The sequence below is a fragment of the Chryseobacterium sp. CS2K3 genome, from assembly GCF_059515185.1.
Window position 1 is genome coordinate 396,509 of sequence record NZ_JCAKRW010000002.1, and the last position, 23,765, is coordinate 420,273.

Below are 23,765 nucleotides of genomic sequence, written 5' to 3' on the forward strand. Positions count from 1 at the left end.
AACTATTGAGTGTTCAAAATTACGATTTTTACATCATAAGACTATCTATGCTCAACATTAGTTTTTTCTATAGCAAAATCTTTAGAGATCTCCTTTAGCGCATCTACCAATGCATCAATCTCTGTTTTAGTCGTCATATGGCTGAAAGAGATTCTTAACGGCGTACAATGATCCATTTCATCTTCAGAAAGTACCATCATCATCACCATAGATGGCTTTGATGCGCCGGAAGAGCATGCACTTCCCTGAGAAATCGCAATTCCTTTCATATCCAGCTGAAGCCCGATTAACGGATTTTTATAAGGCAATAAAGCACTTAATACCGTATAAAGACTATTTTCCTTTTCCGCACTTCTTCCATTGAATTTTATCCCTTCTATTTCAGCAGATAATCTTTCAATCGCATAATCTTTAATTTCCTGCATATGCTGAGTATATTCATCCATATGATTCAAAGAAATTTCTAATGCTTTTCCAAGTCCTACGATACCACTAACATTTTCTGTTCCGGCTCTAAGGCTTCTTTCCTGAGGTCCTCCGGTAATAATCCCTTTTAAACCGGTTGCTTTTCTGATGAAGGCAAAACCAGAGCCTTTCGGTCCATGAAACTTATGAGCACTGCATGAAGCGAAATCCACCGGAATATCCGATAAATCAAGGTTCATATGAGCCATTGTCTGCACGGTGTCTGAATGAAACAGGGCGTTGTATTCCTTACAAAGTTGTGCCACTTTTTTAAGATCGATAATATTTCCGATCTCGTTATTAGCATGCATTAAACTTACTAAGGTCTTTTTATCTGAAGATTTTAATAATTCTTCTAATTTATTAAGGTCAATATCTCCTTTTTCATTCGGGCGGATGTAGTTTACTTCTACTCCTTTTCTGCTTTTCATATCCAAAATACTCTCGGAAACACATTTATGTTCCAAAGGAGAGCTGATGATCCTTTCCACCCCAAGATGTTCCACGGAGGATTTAATGATCATATTGTTTGATTCTGTACCACAGGAAGTGAAAATAATTTCAGCAGGAGTTACATGAAGATAGTCTGCAACCTGTCTTCTTACATTTTCAATAAGGATTTTGGCTTCCTGTCCAAAGCTGTGAGTTGAAGACGGGTTTCCGAAGTTCATCTTCATCGTACCAACCATTGCATCTATTACTTCATCTGCAAGCGGAGTGGTTGCGGCATTATCTAAATATATTTTATCCATTATTATTTTGAATATTTTAATTGTACGGAGGTAAACTGGTAGCTTGCCGGAACAGCAAAGATAAACCAAGGACTTGAAAGTACCTGTATTTCCATTCCGCCGGAAATTGATTCCTTATTCGGAACTTCTACAAAAAGAACATTATCCTTTACAGATACATTCTTAATTTCATTGATTGCATGACTTCCTGATCTGAAGCTTCCCAGATTGTACAAAATGACTTTCTTGTCTTTTGGAAATTTCGGGTAATTATCTGCCGGATTTTTTCCTTCTTCTACAAGCTGAAAACCACTATTCGCAACGGCAAGATATTCTTTTTCATCTTTAATGATTCTAAAACCATTTTCATTAGCACCTCCCTGATTTTGAGAGACAAGAAGTTCTACCGTCTTCTGCATATCCGGTGATTTTTGAGATGATGTACTTGCACAGCTCATTAAGATCGCTGCACACGCAATTAACAGGCTTTTCATTTTCTACAATTTTATCACCCAAAATTAGTGAAAAAATTGATAATGTCCTTCATTTGCCCATCTCAACATTGGCTTATCTCCAGAAGTATCACCAAAAGCAATAATTTTATCGTATTTAGAATCGTTGATTTCTTCCTTTATTCGTACCAATTTCTCTTTTCCGTTACAGTTTTTTCCAATAAAATTTCCTGTAAAAACTCCGTTTTTAAACTCTGCACGCGTAGAAACTAGCTGCATATTCAGTTCCTTGGCAAATGGTTTTACCCAGATATCCAATGAAGCAGTTACCAATAAGCTCTGTGTATTATTCCTATCGATATTTTGAATAAAGTCCAGCGCATTTTCTCTTACAATTCTTGGATAATGAAGTTCAAAGAATTGCTTGGATTTGGTTTCGATTTTCTCTTGTGTCTGCCCTTTTAAAATAGATCCGATAAAGCTTTTCTTCACTTTTTCAGCTTCTGCCAGTTTAAGTTTCAGAAGAATAAAAAGTGGTACATGCTTTAAAAATTGTACCCGATATTTCGTAGAATCGTAGAATTTAAGATACATAAACATTGTATCCTTATACGTCAGGGTTCCGTCAAAATCAAAACAATACAATTTTTTCATTTTTTAAAGCTTTAATTTCTTAAATATAAATTCAGGAATATTCCTGATAATCATCATAATAATACTCCAGATCGGCAAAACATACGCCACATTATTCTGCTTTTTAAACGCTTTATAGATACAAGCTGCCGCCTGTTTTGGAGTAGCTGTTAATTTAGGATTTAAAGGTAAGCCTTCTGTCATTTTGGTAGCCATAAATCCAGGTTTTACCGTCAGAACATGTACTTTTTTACTGAACAGGTAATTTCTAAGCCCACTTAAATATGCTGTAAAAGCTGCTTTAGCACTCCCGTAAATAAAATTACTCTGTCTTCCTCTGTCTCCGGCTACCGATGAAAGTCCGATGATCGTTCCGGATCTTCTGCTTTCAAATTTATGGGCAAAATAATTCATTACCGGAACCAGCTTAGAATAATTGATCGTAATGATACGTTCTGTATTCTTATTATCATAAAGTCCTTCTTCCGTTCCTTCACCTAAATATCCTACGGCACAAAATAATACATTTGAATTGATATAATCAAATTTGTTATAATCAATTTCTTTCATAAGGTCTAGCTCAATGACTTCAGACTGTTGTAAAAACTTTACATCAATATGTCTTGCAAACCTTTCTGTTGTTTCTCTATTTGAGGTAAAAAGATAGATTTTTTCAAATTTTTCTCCTTCCTGAAGTGCTTTTTCCACAAATGCCTGTGCTACTTCAGATGTACTTCCCAGAACTATCATTATGAGTTGTTATTTAAAATTCTTTTGTGCTGTAAAGACACAAATTTAGGACTACGAATATTTTTCAGGTAATTGGTGAGTGAAGATCGGCTCATGCTGTCTTTCGTCAGATAAATTCTTCCACCGAATTCCTGTACAATGCTGTCAAGCTCATCCACCAGCTTTTTCAGTTTTGAATTTACTTTAAAATCAAGAGCCAATGTATACCCTTCTACAGGGAAAGAGTTGTAAGCCTCCGGATTATTTTTCCCGAAAAGTTTTAAAACCGCTAAGAAAGAACCGTTTCCACTTTTTGCAATCGTTTCAAGGATTCTCTTCATTCCTTCTTTTCCTGCTTCTTTAGGAATCACCATCTGATATTGTATAAAACCTGATTTTCCATAGATTTTATTCCACTCATTAATGGCATCCAAAGGATAGAAAAACGTCTCATAATCGATAAAGTTTTTCACTTCCTTTTTGGATTGTTTTTTATAATACAGCCAATTGAAAATCTTTACTGTCAGAGCATTCAATACAAATCCCGGAAAATAAAACGGAACTGTTGGCTGTAGTTTTTTCTTTAATCTTAAAGGAGTTTTGGCAAGATTTTGAGGCAGTTCATGCTGAAAAGCGTGTTCTCCTCTCATGAGAATACTTCTTCCGATATTTTTCCCTTTTTGAAGGCAATCAATCCATGCTACAGTATACGTCCAGCTTTCACTTTCATCAAAAAGTGCAAAGATTTCATCCAGATTATCTGCTTTTATGCTTTCCTGACGAATGTATGCAGATTCTATATTTTTAAGCTTAAATTTTGCAGTAAGAATAATTCCTGTAAGTCCCATCCCACCAATGGTAGCCCAGAACTTTTCTGAATTTTCTTCTCTTGAACAGGTAATGATGTCTCCGTTTTCAGTCATTAATTTAAACTCAATCACATATTCTGAAAAACATCCTTCTGCATGGTGGTTTTTACCGTGCACATCAGATGCAATGGCTCCTCCTACTGAAACAAATTTTGTTCCCGGAGTTACATAGAGAAAATATCCTTGCGGAACAGATATTTCAAGAACATCCGAAAGCAATACTCCAGATTCACATTCAATAATTCCGTTCAAACGATCAAAGCTGATGAATTTATTTAATTTTTTGGTGGAAAATATAGTTTCTCCCAACGAGGCATCTCCATAGCATCTTCCGTTTCCTCTTGCGATAACCTCATTATGATTAAGTACGAACTCCTTTATTTTTTTGAAGCTGTCTTCAGATCTCATTTCTTTTTCCACTACCGGGAAATTACCCCAGTTTGTAACCTTCTGTGTGAAATTTGGCTTCATTTTTTAAAGTAAATTTGAATTAAAAATGCGGCAACCCAAAGTAATAGAGTAACCTGTATATAACGATCTCTGTAAACAATTTTTGTGGGAGATTCCGTTCTGTTGTAAACTAAGGTTTGCTGTAAATATCTTAAAAGAGCAAAAACAACAAAAACTACGGTATAGAAAACCCTTTGATGGAACCTTGCCTGTACTTCAGGAGATAAGGTAAACATCAGATAACATACGATAGCTAATGTTATGGAAATAGAAAGTGCAATATCTGCAAACTGAACATTATAACCGTCCAACGCCTTTCTTGTCTTTCCGGAAACCTGAGCATTAATAAGCTCTCCTCTTCTTTTCCCTATTGCCAGTACCAAAGCTAATACAAATGTCAGCAAAATAGCCCATTGTGAAATTCCGATCCCAGTGATATATCCCCCTGCCAGCACACGCAAAACAAATCCAATGGCAATGATAAAAATATCAATGATCGGAACATGTTTCAGTCTGAAAGTATAAGCAAGGTTCATCACTACATAAAATGCGATGATGGTTGCAAATTTCCATAGCAACTGATGGAAGTAAAGCTGAGCAATACCCACGAGAGCTATATCGGCAATTACAAGTCCGATAAGAATTCCTATGGCTTTTGATTTTGAAATAGCACCACTTGCCAGTGGTCGTCTTCTTTTTTCGGGATGCTTTTTATCCGCTTCAATGTCGTTATAATCATTCAGAATATAAACAATACTTGCAGCCAGTGAAAAGATGATAAAAGCAAATACACTTTTGGTAAGCAGCTCCAGATTGGTAATATTTCCGGAGAAAAACAGAGGGACAAATACAAAAAGGTTTTTCACCCATTGCTCCACACGGAGCAGCTTTAAATATTTCTTCATTTATGTTATTTCAAATACAAAAATAATAAATTCAAAATTGCCAGCATAAAAATACAAAAAAAACCGCCGAAGCGGTCTCTTACGAAAATATTTATATGTTAAATTAACTATTGCCCTTGCTTAGCATCGTTAATCATTTTTTCATTGGCAGTAATTGCAAACTCTACTCTTCTGTTTTTAGCTCTTCCTTCGTCTGTATCGTTGCTTGCAACCGGCATATTTTTACCTTCACCTTTAGTGAACATTCTGCTTCCTGCAAGTCCTTTTCCTACTAAATAAGCTTTTACAGCATCAGCTCTTCTCTGAGAAAGCGCCATATTGTATGCATCTTTACCTACGCTGTCTGTGTGACCATAGATATTGATATTAGTATCTGGGTTATCAACTAATACTTTAGCTAGTTTATCAAGGTTAGTCTGAGCTACAGAAGTAAGGTTTGAAGAGTCAAAAGCAAAGTTTACAATACTTTCGTTCATTGTAACTTTAATACCATCTCCTACTCTTTCTACCTGAGCTCCTGGTAAAGTTTCTTTAATATCTTTAGCCTGCTTATCCATTTTGTTACCGATAACGTTACCAGCAACACCACCGATAATACCTCCAAGTACAGCACCGATAGCTCCATTTCCACCTTTACCTACATTGTTACCTAAGATACCTCCTAGTACGGCTCCTGATGCAGCACCTACAGCAGTACCTCTTTGTTGGTGATTTGAATTCTGAACCGCTTCACAACTTGTCAATAATAATGCTGATGACAAGAAAAGGGCTCCTACGTATGTTTTAGTAAATTTCATTTTTTCTATCTTTTATGTTATTTAATTATTTCATTCCAGTTCTCTCGAAGTTGTAAACAACTTTTACATTACCTCCTTCGAATGGAACGTCTTGTTGAAGTGAAAACTGATCTGTAGTTTGGTTAACTACTGTTAAAGTGTAACCTGCAGTATTTTGTTTTGCTTTAGTACCTTCATAGATTTTCTTAAACATAAATGTATCACCGTTCTTGATTTCAAACTTGATCGGCTGGGTAATCGCCGGGCAGCTTCCGCCACCGTTCAGCGTATAAGCACCTGTCCAGTTGTTAGGGATCAATCTCCAGTGGCTTCCTACGAAACACTGTGCATCTGCACCTTCGTCAAAAGGTTTAATCTTATATCCTTTATCGTAATCTACGCTCACGATCTGCCAATCTCCTTTTAATTTAAGAAATTCAGCTCTTTGATTTTGAGATGTAGCTGCTTTATTCACAGAGGAACAAGACACTGCAAAAAGTGATGTTCCCAACATCCCTGCAAGTAGTAACTTTTTCATTTTGTTGTTTATTATTTTGTTACAATAAAGTTACAAAAAACCGTGCCAAAAACCATAAAAAAATAAAAAAAGTCCGGACAAGCCGGACTTTTTTATATTCACTCAAAAAATGTATTAGCAAACTCTAGGTGTATAGCCAACAATAATCCATCCACCGTCGTCTCCTCCTGTACTTACAGGATTACCATTAGCATCATAAGTATGATATTCAAATATAGGAAATCCACCTGTACATTTCCCTGTACCACCAGATACTTTTTTCAAATCATTTTTTGAAAGTTTTTTCAATTTTTCTAATTTCTTTGTCATATTATTAAGTTTTTAATAACCAAATATATCATTAAGTTTTATAATATGCAAATTAAATTATTATTTTGAAGTAGCCTTTTTTACAGGTCTGACTGGTTTTTTAGATTTAACTGTTTTATCATTATAAAAATGAGAATAAGCATATTCAGCAGCTTTTTTCAAATCTATAACACCACCAGCGCGAGACTGGTCTGTAAATCCGTTTTCTGTATTTGCATTGCTACTCTTTACAAGTGTTTCAATAATCTGATCCGGTGTTAAGTTCGGCATATAAGCCAACAGAACTGCCGCTGCTCCAGATACCACAGGAGAAGCCATTGATGTACCGTCTAAGTATTCATACTTACTTCCTGTAACGGTAGAATAAATTCTTTCACCCGGGGCAAAAACATCTACCATTTTCTTATTGAAATTAGAGAAATCTGCTCTAAGTGCCTTGTTATCATTTGTACTTGCTCCTACAACGATCACGTTATTTACAAATGGTTTTTCATCTGTAACATTTTTAAAGTTGGTAGGATATGCTAAATGCTCAGCTACGTCTTCGTTTTCGTTACCTGCAGCTTTCACTAAAAGTACGCCTTTATCTTGAGCGTATTTAAATGCATCCCAAACTACACTTTTACCTGGAGAAACAGGCTTACCAAAGCTCATGTTCAGAATTTTTGCTCCGTTATCTACAGCATATCTTATAGCGTTTGCAACATCTTTATCTCTTTCGTCACCGTTAGGAACAGCTCTTACAGTCATAATTTTTGCTACTCTGGAAGCAATACCATATTGTATTTCCTGTCCCTGAGGAAGTCCGGCAATAATCCCTGAAACGTGTGTACCGTGTTTTGCATCAGGTCCTTCATAATGATTGTTACCATAGCTTTTTTCCGAATAATCATCGTAGTTATCGCCTACAATCTCTTTTCTTGGGTCATAAGAAAGATCGTATTGTTTTGCCGCAGGGGCATAATGCTCAATCGTTTCTTTCATATCTTTTCTGATCAGTTTTTCAAACTCTTCAGAAGATTTTCCTTTAAAGTCGGAACTTTGAGAGATATTACCCAGCACTTCCAGCGCAATTGCGTCTCTTTGATCTGTAGGTTTCTTAATGGCAGCAATATTTTCAGCGGTTACAGATTTTCCTCCTAAAAGTTTTACCATATTAGGAATCAGTTCGTTGATCATAGAATAGGTACGGAAGTTTTGCTGAGCTTCAAGACTTTTTTTACTAAAAAGTTCTTTTGCCTTCATATACATTGCAAATTCTTCCGGCATTTTAGCCTGATTGGCTTTGTTTTTTGTGGAATCATCACCTTCAAAAACAGGTTTATATTTAGCAACAACTCTTGTTACTTCCATATTATCAATGTCGATATCTCCGTTTTTCCCACCGATAAAATTCCATCCGTGAATATCATCGATATATCCGTTTCCGTCGTCATCTTTTCCGTTTCCTGGTATTTCATTAGGGTTAGACCACATATTCTTCACCAATCCCGGGTGATCTACCTGTACTCCACTATCTAAAACTCCTACGATTACCGTTTTTGGCTTTAAACCTTTTGATTCCAGATATTTATATGCATTTTCTGTATTTACACCATATACTTTTGAAGTGGTAAAGTCTTTATGATACCACATCATCAGATCTTTATCTTCTTTTGGATCAATACTTTTAGCTTTTGATTCCTGCGCGAATGAGAAACCGAAACCTGCTAAAAAAACTGCAGCTAATAATACCTTTTTCATATGTTGATATTTGTTTTAAAGTCATATGCAATCGTCATCTGTTTTAAAGTTTTGCCAGTGACGATCTTATATTAATGTTTTATATTTTTTATGTAAACAAGCGATTCAGGACCTTTGTTACAGATCAGGTCTAAAACCGATAAGTCTTCCAAAAATCCTAATTTATCGGAGAAAGTCTGATAATAGCTTTCCATTTCAAATGCTGAAGGAAGTTTTGCTGAAAACTTTTCTCTGTAATCGACTGCTTCCGGATTTTTGATATATTCTTCATTCAAAGAGTGTGCCTTTTCTGTTTTCAATATCTGTTGGATTACTTCTATCCCTTTAAGGTTAAAATCTAAAAGATACTTTTCTTTTAAGTCAAAAATCTTTTTGAACTTATCTTCATAATACTCGAAGTAAGGCGAACTCTGGTATGCAGTTTTGATTGATTTCCAATGAAGACCTCTCCAATCTTCACGGTATGAAATCTCAATATCCTTCATTTCTCTTTTTCCGTTATGGTTGATAGGAATGATAAGGGATAGTTTTCCGTTAGCTCCATAGATATTGGCTCTGTTTCTATAGGTTTGCTTTGGAAAGTTTTCAAACTGTTCAAATACAACGTCATTTTCAGCATCTAAAAACACTGAAAACCATGAAACCGGTGGCATATAAAATACCGGCAATAAAACATTCTTCATATTCATAATGCAAAAATGAAGTATTTTTTCAAATACTTCATTCTATTTTAGGTTTAATTTTTTTTATATTTCGTCTTCAGACTTTTTCTTTTTGAATAGCTTCATAAAATATTCCCAGCCGAAGAACAGGATTAAAATCATTGCAGCAATCCACCAGTATGAAGTTTTATTAGCTTCTCCCGTGTTTGTTGCTTTAAACATTCTGTCCCAACGAATTTTGAACGGAGCCTGATAAGTAGAACTGCTGTCTGCGAAAGCTCCCTGAAGGCTCATCCATGTGAACATTGGTTTTCCAACAATATTTTCTTCCGGAACGAAACCAAAGAATCTTGCATCTAATGAAGCATCTCTGTTGTCCCCTATCATCATATAATAATCTTGCTGAATAGTATATTGATTAGCTTCTTTTCCGTTGATAAAGATTTTCCCGTTCTTTTTCTCTAAGCTGTTGTGCTCATATTCGGAGATAATCCACTGATACATTGGAAGAGATTCGTTATTGATGGCAACAACATCTCCTTTTTTCGGAATTCGTACCGGACCGTACCAATCTCCATTCCAAGGTTTATTAACAGGGAAGATAGATTGTGTTGTATCAATTTTGGTTTTTAGATCATCTTTGTAAGCAATAGCTGCTTCTCCTTTTGGAGAAACGTCTTCTTTCATTTCGATAACCTGAGAAAGACCTTTAATTTCAGCGGCAGTTTTATCAGTTAGTCCCTGGAAAGCATATAGATATCCTTTATCAGTCTGTATTTCCTGAACTGGTAAGAATCCATATGTATTGTATAATGAAGGAATATCCAATTGGCTTCCTGTAGTTACAATATATCTGTGCTGTACTTCCTGATCTCCTAAAACGGTTTCAGGTTTTCCGTTTACAAAAAGTCTTCCGGCTCTCATTTCGAAAGTATCACCAGCTGTGGCAACACATCTTTTTACGTAAGGATCTTTTCTATCGATTGCTGTATGAACGGAATCCTGAGGGTAGTTGAAAACAACTACGTCATTTTTTTGTGGCTTATTGAATTGTAAAATTCTTGTATAAGGCAGTTTTACTCCGTCTACATAAGACTTTGGATCGTCTTTCGGATTTCCTTTCTGTCCTGTATCCATAATGGTTCCCTGAAGGAAAGGTATTGCTACGGGACGCATTGGAAGTCTGTATCCATAGCTCCATTTGTTTACGAAAAGGAAGTCTCCCACCAATAATGTTCTCTCCATAGATCCTGTAGGAATCCCGAACGGCTGTGTTACAAAAACATGGATAATGGTTGCAAAAACCACGGCAAATGTAATGGAACCAAGAAAGGTATCTTTCTTCTTTGCCTCTTTCTCTTCATCTGTAAGAAACAGGTCATTTGCATTTTCGTCTTCCAGTTCTACATCTTTAGAATAGTTTACAGTTGCCATATAGATAAACGGCAAAAGCACTGTAAGGATTTGATCTTTGAAAAGGGTTTTTCCAAACTTTTTCATTAGATAAAGATGAAAAACAGACATCATGATAGGACCTACAATCGGAAGATATGAAAGGATTGCCCACCATTTCGGGTGTTTTGTTTCTTTTAAAATAATAAAATAGTTGTAGAACGGTATAAATGCAAATAGAGGATTATACCCCATTTTCTTGAACAGCTTCCAAGTTGAAATTCCCATCAATACGGATAAGATGAGAACATAGACTGTATAAGTTAAAAAATAATTCATAAATTTTTTGTGCCTATTCTAAATATATAAATGATGAGTAATAAATGATTCCAGCGTTCTGCTATCTACAATTTACTATTCATCATTTTCTGTTATTGGTCTGCAATTTACAGAATTTGTTACAAATTAAAGCCCCAAAACGTCTTTCATTCCGAAGTTTCCTTTTTTATCTTTGATCCATTCGGCAGCGACTACAGCTCCTAATGCAAATCCATTTCGGTTGAAAGCGGTATGTTTGATCTCAATCTCATCTACTTCACTTCTGTAATAAACGCTGTGAGTTCCCGGAACTTCATCTTCACGAACTGCGAAAATACCTAGTTGCTTGCCTTCCGTTTCTTCTAATTTCCATGCATCGAATTTCGGATTATTATTGATAATTCCTTCCGCTATAGAAATTGCCGTTCCGCTTGGAGCATCTTTTTTATGAATGTGGTGAATTTCTTCCAGTTGGCAAGAATATTCATCTACGTTTTTCATAAGATCAGCCAGCTTTTCGTTTAAAGCAAAGAATAAATTTACTCCTAAGCTAAAATTGGATCCGTATAGGAAAGCTGTATCATTTTCTACAGCTAATTGTTCTATTTCTTCTTTTTTCTCCAGCCAGCCTGTGGTTCCGCAGATTACCGGGATTTTGTTTTCAAGACAAGCCTTGATGTTATCATACGCCACTTCCGGCAATGAAAATTCGATTACAACATCAGGATTATTAAGATTCTCAGCAGTTGGAGTTTCCTTTAAGCGTGCCACTACCTCATGTCCTCTCTTCTGTGCAATCTCATCAATGATTTTACCCATTTTACCGTAACCAACTAATGCTATTTTCATGTAATCTTTTTTATTTTATTGTAACATACTGCCTTTCGGTCTGATGTATTTATTATATTAAAATCTATAACTTAAACTAAATCCTGTTTTTGGAGCGTCATATCCATACTGATCCTGAATCATTGACGGTTTAAAAGTAAGATCGGGATCATGACGGCTTTCATAAAGGTGTGCATCTACCACAGCATCTACGATATTTAAAATGTAGATCAATCCTGTAATGGCAATGGCATAATCTCTTTGTCTTTTTGATCTGTCCTGTGCATTCCCCAAAGCTTTTTTATCTAACCACGGATGGCTGTCTACGAATTCGTTGGGTGTTCCGTTCAGTTTGGCAATATAGTATTCCCTGTACTTTTTGTATTGATTATCATTCCATACAGCAATACCTACTCCTGCTCCTACAGCTCCCCATACAATGGGAATCTTCCAGTATTTTTTATTATAGAACTGTCCTAATCCGGGAAATACTGCTGAGTATAGTCCTGCTCTGGTAGGGTTCAGTTTTATTGTTTTCTTTGTGGGACCGTTGGCTTTCTCCAGATCGGAAATGATCTTTGATTCTGTTTTTCCAGGTTTTACAGCAGGAAATTCCTCTTTCTGAGTTTTTTCTACCCGAACTGTATCCATAGGTGCAACTTGTGAATAGACCAATGCCGTGATACACAAGAAAAATGTGAAAAATATTTTCTTCATTTATTTAATGTGGGATAAAATATATTCCAGCTCTTCTTCATTCTTGAAATCCAGAACAATTTTACCTTTTTTACCGTTTCCAGAAGTTTTTATTTCTACTTTTACATCCAGGATGTCAGCGATTGTCTTCTGTGCTCTTTTATAATTGTTAGATAGCTCGGCATTTACTTTTTTTGCAGCCGGCGACTTTGGATTTTTCAATGCAGCAGCAGCCTGTTCAGCCTGGCGAACATTTAGTTTTTCCTTGATGATCAGTTCAAATAAAACCTGCTGATCTTCTTCACTTTCTATACTGATAATTGCTCTACCGTGTCCTGCTGAGATTTCTCCGCTTCTGATAGCATTCTGAATATCCGGATTCAGTCTTAACAACCTAATTGAGTTGGTAATTGTACTTCTGTCCTTTCCTACTCTCTGGCTAAGGTTTTCCTGAGTAAGCCCGATTTCTTCTAAAAGCCTGTGATACGTCAAAGCAATTTCAATAGCATCGAGATCTTCTCTCTGAATGTTTTCAACAAGAGCCATCTCAAGAAGTTCCTGATCATTCACCAAACGGATATATGCCGGAATTGCTTGTAACCCTGCAATTTTACTTGCTCTGTAACGTCTTTCCCCGGATATAATTTCAAACTTCTCACCATCTTTCCTTAAGGTAATCGGCTGGATTACCCCTAAGTTTTTGATCGATTGAGCTAGTTCGTTTAATGCTTTTTCATCAAAATAAGTTCTCGGCTGCGTCGGATTCGGATAGATATCTTCAAGCGCAACTTCTACAATATTTCCCACAAACTTATCTGCTCCCTCATCAGTAGCTGAATTGATAGTTGCTTTGGATTCTGCACTTAAAATGGCGCCCAAACCGCGTCCCATAGCTCTTTTTTTGTCCTTCATAGATATAATTGATAAATGATGTCTGATAAGTGATGGCTAGCATTCACTTTTTGCCATTTATTGATTAATTTAATTCTTTATTAAATTTTCGTTCTTTAAAAGAACTTCTTCAGCTAACTGAATATACTGCACCGCTCCTTTACTTTCGGCATCGTAGTTCAGGATACTTTCTCCAAAGCTTGGCGCTTCGCTTAATCTTACGTTTCTGCTAATAATTGTTTCAAAAACCATTTCAGGGAAATGTAAGTTTACTTCTTCCACGACCTGATTAGACAGTCTTAATCTGCTATCATACATAGTAAGAAGAAGACCTTCTATTCCAAGATCTTTATTATGGATTTTCTGAACATTCTTCACTGTATTCAAAAGTTTCCCAAGTCCTTCTAATGCAAAATACTCACATTGGATAGGAATGATCACAGAGTCTGCTGCTGTAAGCGCATTTACTGTAATAAGCCCTAAACTCGGTGCACAATCTATAATGATATAATCATAATCATCTCTTACACTAGCCAGTGCTTTCTTCAGCATATATTCACGATCTTCTTTGTCTACCAATTCGATCTCTGCTGCTACCAAATCTATATGTGACGGAATAATATCCAGGTTTGGAGTAGCTGTTCTTTTGATACAAATTCTTGTATCTGCACTATGCTCCAAAAGATTATATGTGGAATACTGCACATCTTCCACTCCCAACCCAGACGTTGCATTTGCCTGAGGGTCAGCATCGATGATTAATATTCTTTTTTCCAATACTCCTAATGCTGCTGCTAAATTTACAGCGGTGGTAGTTTTCCCAACACCTCCTTTTTGATTAGCAATACCTATGATTTTTGCCATTATTAGAACTTTAAGTTTCAAAAATACACTTTTTTCTTTGCTCTCGATGAATGGCTAAAATCAAAATTGAGTTAAAATATTGTTAATAAGCAATTTAACTATAAAAAAAATTATCCACAAAAAAAATTCTTTGTGGATAACTATTAAAATTTGAGTTTCGATATTAATTATCAAACTTCATGGAGATTGGAAATTTGAAGTAACTTCTTACAAATTCTCCTTTTTTGTTTTTGGCAGGAATCCATTTTCCTTTGTTGGAAATAGACTTCACTGTTCTTACCGCTTCATTATTAAAATCGGCGTTGGTTCCATTAGCTTTTACCCCTGAGATTGTTCCATCCATTTCTACAATGAAGGTAACCGTAGTTTTTACAATGTTTTCTGATTCAAATCCAGAAGCATCGAAGTTGTTCATTACTTTATTTCTGAAAGAGTCTATTCCACCATTAAAATTGGCTTCTACTCCAAGATCTCCTTCGTCTACAATTATATTTTTATCTACCGGCACCTGGATTGCTGGCGGCGGTGTATTGATTACAGGTCCATTTCCTACAGGCGCAGTTGTTGGAACATGAGTATTGGGTGCTACAACATCCCCTTTAAAATGATCTGTAAAGCCTGCTACTGCATCATCAGGGGTAGGATCTTTTTTCACATTGTCCTGAGCATCCCTTGATGGTGTTGGAACTGTGCTGTCAAATGTTTTTGTATTCGGAGCGGTTGCAGGTTTTACCGGTGCAATCGTCACAGGTGGAGTAACCGGTACATCTGGAGTCTCTGGCATAAAGCCTATAATAACTCCTTCCGGTTCTTTTGTTACAGGCTCTGTTTTAAATGCTGAAATAGCAAATGGAGTAATTGAAATTGCTGCCAATAAGCTCACTCCTACAAAAAGTGCTTTGGTTAATATTCTATCTGATTCGTTTCTTAATGCATAAGCACCATATTCTTTATTACGATGCTCAAAAAGAACTTCGTTGAAGCGAAATTCCTGGTTTTGGTTCATGTGTTTCATCACTATTACTATTTAAACTGTTAAAAAAAGTGATTATTAGTTTTATTAGTTCTTATCGATAAGCAATGTTTCAATATCAAAACATCTGCCAAAATTTTATCAAAACAACATAATATTAGAAAATTTTATGATAATGTTTAAAATTTAACATTTTAGAATTTAAAATATATCATAAAAAACAAGACTTTTTTTAGAAAAACAAAAACGCAATAATATAGAGACGTCTATGCCAGGTTTAAATTATCCATGTCAAGGTTTAAAATCTTAACATGAATAGCAAACAAAAAAAGAGACCATCAGTTTTGATGGTCTCTTTCTTATTTTATTTTCTAAGCGTATTAGAATAATTCTTTTCTGATAATGTTCTGGCTTCTTTCTGGTCCTACAGAAACCAAGTAAACATTGATTCCTAAATATTCTTCAATAAACTCGATATATTTCTGAGCATTGGCAGGAAGTTCATCATAGCTTCTAGCTTTTGTGATATCTTCTTCCCAACCTGGTAAATCATGATAGATTGGCTCATAATTGTATAACTTTTCTGTTGACGAAGTAAAGTAATCGATAATCTTTCCGTCTTCAGTTTTGTAGTGGGTAACGATTTTAAGGTTTTCAATTCCTGTAAGAACGTCTAATTTAGTAATTACAAGGTTATTGATCCCGTTGATCATACAAGCATGCTTTAAAGAAACAAGATCTAACCAACCTGTTCTTCTCGGTCTCCCTGTAGTTGCTCCGAACTCACCTCCAATTTGTCTGATCTTTTCACCTAATTCATTGTCTAATTCAGATGGGAAAGGTCCGTTTCCTACTCTTGTACAGTAAGCTTTTGCAACACCGATAAGGTTTTGAAGTGATGTAGGCGGAACTCCTGCTCCTGAACAAACACCTCCTGTAGATGGAGAAGATGAAGTTACGTACGGATAAGTACCGAAGTCGATATCAAGCATTAAAGCCTGCGCTCCTTCGAACAATACGTTTTTACCTTCTCTGATCGCTTCGTTTAGTTCTAATTCAGTATCAACAATTCTGTCCTGAAGCTGTTTTCCGATTTCTAAATATTCGTTATAGATCTCTTCAACGTCTAAAGCTGGCTTTCCGTAATATTTTTCAAAAAGAGAATTTTTAACTTTTAAGTTTTTCTCAATTTTATCTCTTAAAATTTCAGGGTTTAAAAGGTCAACCATTCTGATTCCTACTCTTGCAATTTTATCTTCATAGCAAGGTCCGATTCCTTTTTTGGTTGTTCCGATCTGAGTTCCTCCGTGTTCCTCTTCACGGTAAGTATCCAAAAGGATGTGGTAAGGCATGATAACATGCGCTCTTCTGCTGATAAAAATGTGATCTGTTCTCAAGTTTTTGCTCTCGATCTGACCAACTTCTTTAATAAAAGACTTAGGGTTTACCACTACTCCGTTTGCAATGATACATTTCCCTTTGCATTGAAGAACTCCTGAAGGAAGAAGGTGTAAAACGAATTTTTCTTCACCTACATATACCGTGTGACCAGCGTTGTCTCCTCCCTGGAAACGCACTACATAGTCTGATTTTGCAGATAAAACATCTGTGATTTTACCTTTACCTTCATCTCCATACTGAAGACCTACAACTACATAAGTTGACATATTTTACTTTTGTTTTAAGATTCGTGCAAAATTACTCTGAAAAAAAATGACAGCCAAATTATAGTGGAAATTTATTTTTGGATGGGGTGAAAATCATGAGGTTTAATGTTAAAAAAACAAACTAGCAATAAGATTTATTCTGTATTATTGTACTATAAAAAATTATTAATGCAGCCCAATCCCAACAAAGATTATATTACAGTAGCCAGAGAATATTTATTAAAGAATATTGGTGATCATATTGATATTGTAGAAGAATATGCAGAGGATCTTGACGATGTTTTTTTATTCTCTTATCAATCTAAAAAATATCTGGAAACAAAAGATGAAAGGTATATGCTTATTGGGCAAGGTCCCATGTTTATTATAAAAAAAGATGGAAGAATTATAAGCTATGGAAGCGCGTGGGGAGATAAAAGGGCACGAATAGATATAATTACTAAGCTGAATAAGGAAAGGATAATAAGAATATTCTATAAAGATTATGATATATGGAATGATTATTATTCCCGTAATATACGTTACAACCTAATTATCAAAAAGCTCCACGAAGATGATATAGAAGGTTTTATCTCACTACTTTTGAACAATAAGATTCGATATCATCTTATTGATGAAAACAAAAACTATTCATCTCATTATTATAATAGGGAACAGCTAGAAAAGAAATTTGAAAAATTCCCGGTCAATCTGGGCAATAGCTTTTCCAATTTTTTACCGGATGTTCTTATTGAGGTGATTAATGATTATCCATATTGTGATTTTACACTTTCTTAAGATGCTTAATAAAGATTTTTTTATTACGTATCTTTGATAAGCATTTAAACAAGCTATTATGCCAATTTCCAAAGTATCTGCATACCTATCTTCAAATATCAATAGTGAATCTCAGCTGTTTCACACTCTATTTTCGCCAGAAACAGTAAAAGCCACGCTTCTTATCGTCCACGGAATGCAGGAGCACAGCGGAAGATATGCAGAAATAGCAGAATATTTTGCCCATCATGGAGTTGCTGTTTTGACTTATGATCACTTAGGACACGGAAAGTCTGTAAAAGAAAAAAATGATATCGGATTTTTTCAACTTGAGAAACCGGATGAAAGACTTATTGCTGATGCAGCAATGATGGCTGATCATCTTTCAGAACAATATCCCGATGTTCCGCATTTTATTTTGGGGCATTCGATGGGATCTTTCATTACGCGTTGTCTTCTTCAGAGGGCTAGTAAGAAATTTGCTGGAGCCATTATTACCGGAACAGGAGGTCCTTTACCGGGAATTGATTTTTTAAGAGCTTACTTATCATTCGCTAATCTTCTAGCACCCCGTCATCGCACTTTTTTGAATTCTGTTTTTACAAAGGTCAACAATAAGCATTTTAAAGAGGATAAAGACTTTGGTGATACAAGCTGGCTCAGCATTAATCCAAAAAACAGAATAGCTTTTGAACAGGATAAACTCTGTGGAATTCCCTTCACTCACAATGCTTTTTATACGCTGTTTACAATTTATAAAAGAGCTACTTCAAGAGACTGGGCGTCTTCTATTGGCAAATTCTTCCCATTCTTATTTGTAAGCGGAGAAAATGATCCGATAGGAGATTTCAGTAAGGGAGTCATACTTACAACCAACAATTTAAAGGCTGATGGATTTGAGGATGTAGAGATTAAAATTTATCCGGAAATGCGTCATGAAATTCTTAATGAAGAGATACGGGAACAGGTGTTAAATGAAATCTGTCATTGGATTTTAAAGCATTAAAGAATTTTGCAGCTTTATAAAGTTTTCGAAAGGAATTCCTAAATTAGAACGCTGGAAAAAACAAAAATTAATTACCATGACCCTAGAAGAACTTTTCAAAGACAAGACAACAAAAGCAAAGGAAAAAACGGAAATCGTAAGTAAATGGATTATTGATACGTCCCTCCCTACAGACGAACTGATAGCCTTCGCTGAAAAAACAAAAGATCCTGTAAAAGGAACCTGTATAGAAGCAATAGAATATGCCACAAAACAGAATCCCAATCTTGCTGATGAACCTGTATTTGCTTTCGTAACGAATACTCTTACTGAAAAAGCTCCGAGAATAAAATGGGAAAGTGCTAAGGTAATTGGTAATACAGCACATTTATTCACAGAAAATTTGGATAGAGCTATTACCAACCTTTTAGCGAATACCGATCATGAAGGAACTGTTGTACGATGGAGTGCTGCTTTTGCTTTAGGAGAAATTCTTAAGCTGAAAACGCCACACAATATTACTTTACTTCCCACGCTTGAAAATCTTAGCGAAAAGGAGGAAAAGAATAGTATTAAGAAGATTTATCTTGATGCTATCAAAAAAACGAAGAGATAATTTTATGAAATAAAACCCCGGAAGTCCATTTCCGGGGTTTGTTTTTTAGGTTTATGCTAAAGCCAATGGGATTTTGTTATTTAAAATAAACGGATTAATGCCCGCTCCTATTGAATTGATCTCATTGAAAACAAAATAATATCTCGCGAATTTTGCTGATTAATACACACATTTCTGCGCAACCTGTGTGATTCCTGAGAAAACAGATCATTTCAACACCACTTCCCTTTCAATTCCAATCTCATTCAGAAAAACTTCATCGTGGGAGATTATCAGAAGTGTTCCTTGATAATCTTTAATGGAATGAGTCAGGATTTCAATATTCTGCAAATCAAGGTTATTCGTCGGCTCATCAAGAATGATCATATCCGGAGCTTTATTACTGATCGAAAGCCCGCACAAAAGAAGTCTTAAACGTTCTCCACCGCTCAGAAAACCACATTTCTTATCCCAGCTCTCTTTTCCGAATAAAAATCGGGACAACAATGTTTTTATCTCAGATTCCTGTATGGCATTATCATTAAAAGTTTGGGCAAAATCATACACAGAAGCCTCGGGATCGATTAAAGAATATTCCTGATCAATATAAATACTGTTGAAATCTGTTTTATGAATATTTCCTTCAGATGGTCTTATTTTTCCCAGCAAAAGTTGTATTAATGTTGTTTTTCCTGATCCGTTTGAGCCTTTAATAGAAATTCTGTTTCTACTACGAATTTCCAGATCAATATTTTCTTTCCATAGCTTTTCATTTCCATATTTGAAATTAATATTCTCTGCAAACAATAAAATTTTACCGGAATGTAAGCCAGAATCATTAAAATTTACTTTCATCTGATCATAATTTCTCAGTGAAGAGCGCAACTCTCTCAAATCTCCGGAAATACCACTAATCTTCTCAGCATGTATACTTTTTAGCTTTGATGTATTTTTTTCAGCATTATTTTTCAGGGTATTCATCATAATTCTCGCTACCCCGGATTTTTCCTGCTTTTGTTTACCTTTTGCATCGAGTTTCTGCTTTCGTTCCAATGTTTCCCTTTCTTTTTCTTTCGCTTTTTTCAGTGCTCTTTCTTTCGCTTGAATATCATTTTGTAATGCGCCTTCTTCAATTTCTTTTTGTTCTGTATAAAAATCAAAATTCCCACCATAGGTTGCAATTCCATGGTTGCTCAGTTCAAATATGGTATCCACAAGGTTCAATAAAATCCTGTCATGGCTTACCATCAGTATTGTGGCATTTGTTTTATCAATAAGCTCATAAAGAAGTTTTCTCCCTTCCTGATCAAGATGATTCGTTGGCTCATCAAGAATAATAATCTCCGGTTCGTTAATCTGAATTCCAGCAAGAAAAACCTTAGTCTTTTGCCCACCGCTTAACCCTTCCAATTTTTGATTTAAATCAAAATTCTGAAGACCCCAGTATTTGAGTGCATTTTGACAACGTTCCTCAATCTCCCAATCGTCATTTAAAATGTCAAAGTATTTTTCATCAATTTCTCCATTGGTAATTTTTTCAAGGGCATAAAGCTTTTGATCTATTCTAAGACATTCAGCAATGGTTAAGTGATTAAAATTCCCAAACATCTGAGGAACATAAAAGAGATCTCCCTGAATGTGTATGTTTCCCTCTAAAGGCTGTAATTCATTAGCAATAATTTTCAGCAAGGTAGATTTCCCCATGCCGTTGCTTCCCACAAGCGCGGATTTTGTATAAGATTGTATCGTTAAATTGATATGATTAAATAGCAGATTTCCTCCCGGAAACCCAAAGGACATATTTTGAAGTAAAATCATGATTTCTTTCTTAATAATGGTTAAACACTAGTAACTCATCCGCTACTGCTTTAATAAATCTGAAAGAAATTATATCCTACATGTCTGTATTTTTGGGTTTTGAAAGAACAAATATAGTATAAATCCCGGATTAAACACAAAAAGATTTTATTGAAAAATCAAAATTCCGTAACTTTGCCTCCTACTAAAAATTTTATGGAAAGTATTAAAGTTCACGACAAAACTTTCGTCCCTTATTTAGAGGAAGCCGAAATTCAGGAAATTGTAAAAGAGACAGCATTAAGAATTTATGAAGATTACAAGGATGAAGTTCCTGTTTTCATCGGTGTATTAAATGGGGTGATCATGTTCTTCTCCGACCTTTTGAAATATTATCCGGGTGAATGCGAGATTGCCTTCATTCAAATGAGTTCTTATGTAGGAACTGAATCTACAGGGATCGTTTATCAGAAAATGGAGCTTACTAAAGATGTAAAAGACCGTCACATCATTCTTGTGGAAGATATCGTAGATACAGGAAATACAGTTGAGAGTCTTTTCAAATATTTCAAGGAAACACAGCGTCCTAAGTCAGTAAAACTAGCAAGTTTCTTATTGAAGCCTGAGATTTATAAGAAAGACTTCAAATTGGACTATATCGGAAAAGAAATTCCAAATAAATTTGTACTTGGATACGGATTGGATTACGATGAGTTGGGAAGAAATCTACCTAATTTATACCAATTAGCAGACGGACAAATCAACCATTAATATGGCTATTAGCTTCTAGCTTTTGGCTATTAGCTTTAAATATTAAATTGAAATAAAAGTAAAATATTAACTAAATAAAGCTAAAAGCAAAAAAGCAGTTCGCCCAAAGCCAAGCGCTGAGAGCAAAATGCCAACTGCCGGAAGCGAATCAAAATTATGATAAACATTGTTCTGTTCGGCCCTCCAGGAAGTGGAAAAGGAACACAAGCTCAGAATCTAATCGAAAAATTCAACTTAAAGCAGGTTTCAACAGGTGATCTTTTCAGATACAACATGAAAAATGACACTGAACTTGGGAAATTAGCTAAGTCTTATATCGATAAGGGAGAATTGGTTCCGGATCAGGTAACAACAGATATGCTGATTGATGAGATCAGAAAGCCTACTGATACCAACGGTTTTATTTTTGATGGATATCCAAGAACAACTGCTCAGACAGAAGCTTTGGAAAAAATCGTTAAAGAAGAACTGAATGATGAGATCGACGTTTGTCTTTCATTAATCGTTGAGGATAAAATTTTGGTTGAAAGACTTTTAAAAAGAGGTGAAACCAGCGGTAGATCAGACGACAGCAATGTAGAGATCATCGAAAACAGAATTAAAGAATATTATACTAAAACAGCAGAAGTAGCCGAACTTTATAAACAACAGGGTAAATATGTTGAAGTAAACGGTGTAGGAGAAATTAACGAAATCTCTGAGAAACTTTTTGCTGAAGTAGAGAAAATTAAATAATCGAGATTCGGGATACGGGATTCGTATTTTCGTCCCGTAGCTCGCAACTCGTAACAAATACTATATGTCTAACTTTGTAGATTACGTAAAGATCCATTGTAAAAGCGGACACGGAGGTGCTGGATCTGCCCACCTTCGCCGTGAAAAGTATATTCCTAAAGGAGGTCCCGATGGTGGTGACGGTGGTCGTGGAGGTCACGTTATCATGAGAGGAAATGCTCAGGAATGGACTTTACTTCCGCTTCGTTATACCCGTCACATAAAAGCAGAACGTGGTGAAAACGGAGCAAAAAACCAGCTTACCGGTGCTGATGGTTCTGATATTTATATTGATGTTCCTATCGGAACTATCGCTAAAAATGAAGAAGGAGAAATTATCGGCGAGATTCTTGAAGATAAACAGGAAATCATTTTGATGGAAGGAGGAAAAGGAGGAAGAGGAAACGAATTCTTCAAATCTTCTACTAATCAGACTCCAAGATATGCTCAACCCGGAATGGATGGTCAGGAAGGCTATGTTGTTTTCGAGCTTAAGATTTTAGCGGATGTAGGATTAGTTGGGTTTCCAAATGCAGGAAAATCCACACTATTAGCCTCTGTTTCTGCAGCTAAGCCTAAAATTGCAAACTATGCCTTTACTACATTAACTCCTAACCTTGGGATTGTTGATTATAGAAATTACAAATCATTTGTAATGGCTGATATCCCTGGAATCATTGAAGGGGCAGCAGAAGGAAAGGGATTAGGACACAGATTCCTTAGACATATTGAAAGAAACTCAATTCTCTTATTTTTAATTCCTGCTGATTCTGAAGATCACTTCCAGGAGTTTAAGATTCTTGAAAATGAATTAAAGGAATACAATCCTGAACTTCTGGATAAAGATTTCATTATTTCCGTTTCAAAATCTGATCTTTTGGATGACGAATTGAAAAAAGAAATTGCGGCAGAGTTCCCTGAAAACAAACAACCATTATTCTTCTCTGGTGTAACAGGTGAAGGGCTTGTGGAATTGAAGGATGCTATCTGGAAGCAGTTACATGGATAATTTAATCCAATTATAAAATATAATTAAAAGAGAGGCTTTATTGCTTCTCTTTATTTTTTGTTATAAATTCTATATATTTCAATATTCCTTTTAATAGAAGTATAATTAAGGTTATTCAACCTTGAAATACAACTCTTAAAATTTTAACCTACCTTTGCAGAATGTAATTCTTTCAAACCGAGGGAAT

General features: G+C 35.5%; 25 protein-coding genes. 6 read left to right on the top strand and 19 right to left on the bottom strand.

The genetic code is table 11. The features are described 5' to 3' along the window. Positions 1 to 41: 41 nt before the first annotated feature. The 18 genes from AC5YGG_RS04995 to AC5YGG_RS05080 form a co-directional block, all read right to left on the bottom strand. On the bottom strand, positions 42 to 1,217 hold the full coding sequence (locus AC5YGG_RS04995; RefSeq protein ID WP_496143357.1) for a cysteine desulfurase family protein: 1,176 nt from the start codon (positions 1,215 to 1,217) through the stop codon (positions 42 to 44). Positions 1,218 to 1,219: 2 nt separating this feature from the next. Then, positions 1,220 to 1,690, bottom strand: coding sequence for a hypothetical protein (locus tag AC5YGG_RS05000; RefSeq protein WP_496143358.1), 471 nt, complete (start codon positions 1,688 to 1,690; stop codon positions 1,220 to 1,222). A 24-nt stretch (positions 1,691 to 1,714) separates the two neighbouring features. Beyond that, positions 1,715 to 2,302, bottom strand: coding sequence for an HAD family hydrolase (locus AC5YGG_RS05005; RefSeq protein WP_496143359.1), 588 nt, complete (start codon positions 2,300 to 2,302; stop codon positions 1,715 to 1,717). 3 nt (positions 2,303 to 2,305) lie between these two features. Next, the gene (locus AC5YGG_RS05010) at positions 2,306 to 3,031 is read right to left on the bottom strand and encodes an SDR family NAD(P)-dependent oxidoreductase (RefSeq protein WP_496143360.1); all 726 of its coding nucleotides are present in this window, start codon (positions 3,029 to 3,031) and stop codon (positions 2,306 to 2,308) included. Further along, on the bottom strand, positions 3,031 to 4,350 hold the full coding sequence (locus tag AC5YGG_RS05015; protein ID WP_496143361.1) for an FAD-binding oxidoreductase: 1,320 nt from the start codon (positions 4,348 to 4,350) through the stop codon (positions 3,031 to 3,033). Before AC5YGG_RS05015 ends, AC5YGG_RS05010 begins: the two co-directional genes overlap by 1 nt. Next, positions 4,347 to 5,234 carry a decaprenyl-phosphate phosphoribosyltransferase gene (locus AC5YGG_RS05020; protein WP_065393561.1) on the bottom strand — a complete coding sequence of 296 codons (888 nt, stop codon included), beginning with the start codon at positions 5,232 to 5,234 and terminating at the stop codon, positions 4,347 to 4,349. The genes AC5YGG_RS05015 and AC5YGG_RS05020 overlap by 4 nt, the downstream gene beginning before the upstream one ends. A 107-nt stretch (positions 5,235 to 5,341) precedes the next feature. Then, a complete protein-coding gene (locus AC5YGG_RS05025) occupies positions 5,342 to 6,031 on the bottom strand; it encodes a YiaD family glycine zipper/OmpA-like lipoprotein (RefSeq protein WP_496143363.1) in 690 nt (229 codons plus the stop codon). A 25-nt stretch (positions 6,032 to 6,056) separates the two neighbouring features. Then, on the bottom strand, positions 6,057 to 6,548 hold the full coding sequence (locus AC5YGG_RS05030) for a hypothetical protein (RefSeq protein ID WP_496143365.1): 492 nt from the start codon (positions 6,546 to 6,548) through the stop codon (positions 6,057 to 6,059). A gap of 114 nt (positions 6,549 to 6,662) precedes the next feature. Then, positions 6,663 to 6,857 carry a hypothetical protein gene (locus tag AC5YGG_RS05035; RefSeq protein ID WP_496143366.1) on the bottom strand — a complete coding sequence of 65 codons (195 nt, stop codon included), beginning with the start codon at positions 6,855 to 6,857 and terminating at the stop codon, positions 6,663 to 6,665. 60 nt (positions 6,858 to 6,917) lie between these two features. Continuing rightward, the gene (locus AC5YGG_RS05040; RefSeq protein WP_496143367.1) at positions 6,918 to 8,600 is read right to left on the bottom strand and encodes a S8 family serine peptidase; all 1,683 of its coding nucleotides are present in this window, start codon (positions 8,598 to 8,600) and stop codon (positions 6,918 to 6,920) included. Positions 8,601 to 8,671: 71 nt separating this feature from the next. Then, positions 8,672 to 9,289, bottom strand: coding sequence for a WbqC family protein (locus tag AC5YGG_RS05045; protein WP_496143369.1), 618 nt, complete (start codon positions 9,287 to 9,289; stop codon positions 8,672 to 8,674). Between the two features lie 57 nt (positions 9,290 to 9,346). Then, the gene (gene lepB, locus AC5YGG_RS05050; protein ID WP_496143370.1) at positions 9,347 to 10,993 is read right to left on the bottom strand and encodes a signal peptidase I; all 1,647 of its coding nucleotides are present in this window, start codon (positions 10,991 to 10,993) and stop codon (positions 9,347 to 9,349) included. Between the two features lie 126 nt (positions 10,994 to 11,119). Further along, positions 11,120 to 11,821: a 4-hydroxy-tetrahydrodipicolinate reductase gene (gene dapB / locus AC5YGG_RS05055; protein WP_496143372.1), complete on the bottom strand. Its 702-nt coding sequence runs from the start codon at positions 11,819 to 11,821 to the stop codon at positions 11,120 to 11,122. Positions 11,822 to 11,878: 57 nt separating this feature from the next. Continuing rightward, positions 11,879 to 12,517, bottom strand: coding sequence for a DUF5683 domain-containing protein (locus AC5YGG_RS05060; RefSeq protein ID WP_496143374.1), 639 nt, complete (start codon positions 12,515 to 12,517; stop codon positions 11,879 to 11,881). Further along, on the bottom strand, positions 12,518 to 13,408 hold the full coding sequence (locus AC5YGG_RS05065; RefSeq protein ID WP_496143375.1) for a ParB/RepB/Spo0J family partition protein: 891 nt from the start codon (positions 13,406 to 13,408) through the stop codon (positions 12,518 to 12,520). It abuts the gene before it with no gap. Between the two features lie 69 nt (positions 13,409 to 13,477). After that, the gene (locus AC5YGG_RS05070) at positions 13,478 to 14,251 is read right to left on the bottom strand and encodes a ParA family protein (RefSeq protein ID WP_496143376.1); all 774 of its coding nucleotides are present in this window, start codon (positions 14,249 to 14,251) and stop codon (positions 13,478 to 13,480) included. Between the two features lie 163 nt (positions 14,252 to 14,414). After that, positions 14,415 to 15,266, bottom strand: coding sequence for an energy transducer TonB (locus tag AC5YGG_RS05075; RefSeq protein ID WP_496143378.1), 852 nt, complete (start codon positions 15,264 to 15,266; stop codon positions 14,415 to 14,417). Positions 15,267 to 15,604: 338 nt separating this feature from the next. Beyond that, the gene (locus AC5YGG_RS05080) at positions 15,605 to 16,891 is read right to left on the bottom strand and encodes an adenylosuccinate synthase (RefSeq protein WP_496143379.1); all 1,287 of its coding nucleotides are present in this window, start codon (positions 16,889 to 16,891) and stop codon (positions 15,605 to 15,607) included. Between the two features lie 168 nt (positions 16,892 to 17,059). Between AC5YGG_RS05080 and AC5YGG_RS05085 the strand changes: the two genes are divergently transcribed. The 3 genes from AC5YGG_RS05085 to AC5YGG_RS05095 all read left to right on the top strand — a co-directional run bounded on the left by AC5YGG_RS05085 (position 17,060) and on the right by AC5YGG_RS05095 (position 19,248). Further along, entirely contained in the window at positions 17,060 to 17,668 is a 609-nt protein-coding gene (locus tag AC5YGG_RS05085; RefSeq protein WP_496143380.1) for a YrhB domain-containing protein, read from the top strand. 58 nt (positions 17,669 to 17,726) lie between these two features. Further along, entirely contained in the window at positions 17,727 to 18,653 is a 927-nt protein-coding gene (locus AC5YGG_RS05090; RefSeq protein ID WP_496143381.1) for an alpha/beta fold hydrolase, read from the top strand. A 76-nt stretch (positions 18,654 to 18,729) separates the two neighbouring features. Continuing rightward, positions 18,730 to 19,248: a hypothetical protein gene (locus AC5YGG_RS05095; protein ID WP_496143382.1), complete on the top strand. Its 519-nt coding sequence runs from the start codon at positions 18,730 to 18,732 to the stop codon at positions 19,246 to 19,248. 207 nt (positions 19,249 to 19,455) lie between these two features. On the opposite strand, the gene AC5YGG_RS05100 is transcribed toward AC5YGG_RS05095, so the two are convergent. Next, positions 19,456 to 21,045: an ABC-F family ATP-binding cassette domain-containing protein gene (locus tag AC5YGG_RS05100; protein ID WP_496143383.1), complete on the bottom strand. Its 1,590-nt coding sequence runs from the start codon at positions 21,043 to 21,045 to the stop codon at positions 19,456 to 19,458. Between the two features lie 195 nt (positions 21,046 to 21,240). Between AC5YGG_RS05100 and AC5YGG_RS05105 the strand changes: the two genes are divergently transcribed. From AC5YGG_RS05105 to obgE, 3 genes are all read left to right on the top strand, one after another. Beyond that, positions 21,241 to 21,795: a phosphoribosyltransferase gene (locus AC5YGG_RS05105; protein WP_065393544.1), complete on the top strand. Its 555-nt coding sequence runs from the start codon at positions 21,241 to 21,243 to the stop codon at positions 21,793 to 21,795. 156 nt (positions 21,796 to 21,951) lie between these two features. Beyond that, on the top strand, positions 21,952 to 22,530 hold the full coding sequence (locus AC5YGG_RS05110; RefSeq protein WP_496143384.1) for an adenylate kinase: 579 nt from the start codon (positions 21,952 to 21,954) through the stop codon (positions 22,528 to 22,530). 64 nt (positions 22,531 to 22,594) lie between these two features. Beyond that, entirely contained in the window at positions 22,595 to 23,578 is a 984-nt protein-coding gene (obgE, locus tag AC5YGG_RS05115) for a GTPase ObgE (RefSeq protein WP_496143385.1), read from the top strand. Positions 23,579 to 23,765: the final 187 nt, after the last annotated feature.

Coding starts and splice junctions, on each gene's coding strand:
- AC5YGG_RS04995 (WP_496143357.1), bottom strand. CDS start 1,217: ATGGATAAAATATATTTAGATAATGCCGCAACCACTCCGCTTGCAGAT.
- AC5YGG_RS05000 (WP_496143358.1), bottom strand. CDS start 1,690: ATGAAAAGCCTGTTAATTGCGTGTGCAGCGATCTTAATGAGCTGTGCA.
- AC5YGG_RS05005 (WP_496143359.1), bottom strand. CDS start 2,302: ATGAAAAAATTGTATTGTTTTGATTTTGACGGAACCCTGACGTATAAG.
- AC5YGG_RS05010 (WP_496143360.1), bottom strand. CDS start 3,031: ATGATAGTTCTGGGAAGTACATCTGAAGTAGCACAGGCATTTGTGGAA.
- AC5YGG_RS05015 (WP_496143361.1), bottom strand. CDS start 4,350: ATGAAGCCAAATTTCACACAGAAGGTTACAAACTGGGGTAATTTCCCG.
- AC5YGG_RS05020 (WP_065393561.1), bottom strand. CDS start 5,234: ATGAAGAAATATTTAAAGCTGCTCCGTGTGGAGCAATGGGTGAAAAAC.
- AC5YGG_RS05025 (WP_496143363.1), bottom strand. CDS start 6,031: ATGAAATTTACTAAAACATACGTAGGAGCCCTTTTCTTGTCATCAGCA.
- AC5YGG_RS05030 (WP_496143365.1), bottom strand. CDS start 6,548: ATGAAAAAGTTACTACTTGCAGGGATGTTGGGAACATCACTTTTTGCA.
- AC5YGG_RS05035 (WP_496143366.1), bottom strand. CDS start 6,857: ATGACAAAGAAATTAGAAAAATTGAAAAAACTTTCAAAAAATGATTTG.
- AC5YGG_RS05040 (WP_496143367.1), bottom strand. CDS start 8,600: ATGAAAAAGGTATTATTAGCTGCAGTTTTTTTAGCAGGTTTCGGTTTC.
- AC5YGG_RS05045 (WP_496143369.1), bottom strand. CDS start 9,289: ATGAATATGAAGAATGTTTTATTGCCGGTATTTTATATGCCACCGGTT.
- lepB (WP_496143370.1), bottom strand. CDS start 10,993: ATGAATTATTTTTTAACTTATACAGTCTATGTTCTCATCTTATCCGTA.
- dapB (WP_496143372.1), bottom strand. CDS start 11,821: ATGAAAATAGCATTAGTTGGTTACGGTAAAATGGGTAAAATCATTGAT.
- AC5YGG_RS05060 (WP_496143374.1), bottom strand. CDS start 12,517: ATGAAGAAAATATTTTTCACATTTTTCTTGTGTATCACGGCATTGGTC.
- AC5YGG_RS05065 (WP_496143375.1), bottom strand. CDS start 13,408: ATGAAGGACAAAAAAAGAGCTATGGGACGCGGTTTGGGCGCCATTTTA.
- AC5YGG_RS05070 (WP_496143376.1), bottom strand. CDS start 14,251: ATGGCAAAAATCATAGGTATTGCTAATCAAAAAGGAGGTGTTGGGAAA.
- AC5YGG_RS05075 (WP_496143378.1), bottom strand. CDS start 15,266: ATGAAACACATGAACCAAAACCAGGAATTTCGCTTCAACGAAGTTCTT.
- AC5YGG_RS05080 (WP_496143379.1), bottom strand. CDS start 16,891: ATGTCAACTTATGTAGTTGTAGGTCTTCAGTATGGAGATGAAGGTAAA.
- AC5YGG_RS05085 (WP_496143380.1), top strand. CDS start 17,060: ATGCAGCCCAATCCCAACAAAGATTATATTACAGTAGCCAGAGAATAT.
- AC5YGG_RS05090 (WP_496143381.1), top strand. CDS start 17,727: ATGCCAATTTCCAAAGTATCTGCATACCTATCTTCAAATATCAATAGT.
- AC5YGG_RS05095 (WP_496143382.1), top strand. CDS start 18,730: ATGACCCTAGAAGAACTTTTCAAAGACAAGACAACAAAAGCAAAGGAA.
- AC5YGG_RS05100 (WP_496143383.1), bottom strand. CDS start 21,045: ATGATTTTACTTCAAAATATGTCCTTTGGGTTTCCGGGAGGAAATCTG.
- AC5YGG_RS05105 (WP_065393544.1), top strand. CDS start 21,241: ATGGAAAGTATTAAAGTTCACGACAAAACTTTCGTCCCTTATTTAGAG.
- AC5YGG_RS05110 (WP_496143384.1), top strand. CDS start 21,952: ATGATAAACATTGTTCTGTTCGGCCCTCCAGGAAGTGGAAAAGGAACA.
- obgE (WP_496143385.1), top strand. CDS start 22,595: ATGTCTAACTTTGTAGATTACGTAAAGATCCATTGTAAAAGCGGACAC.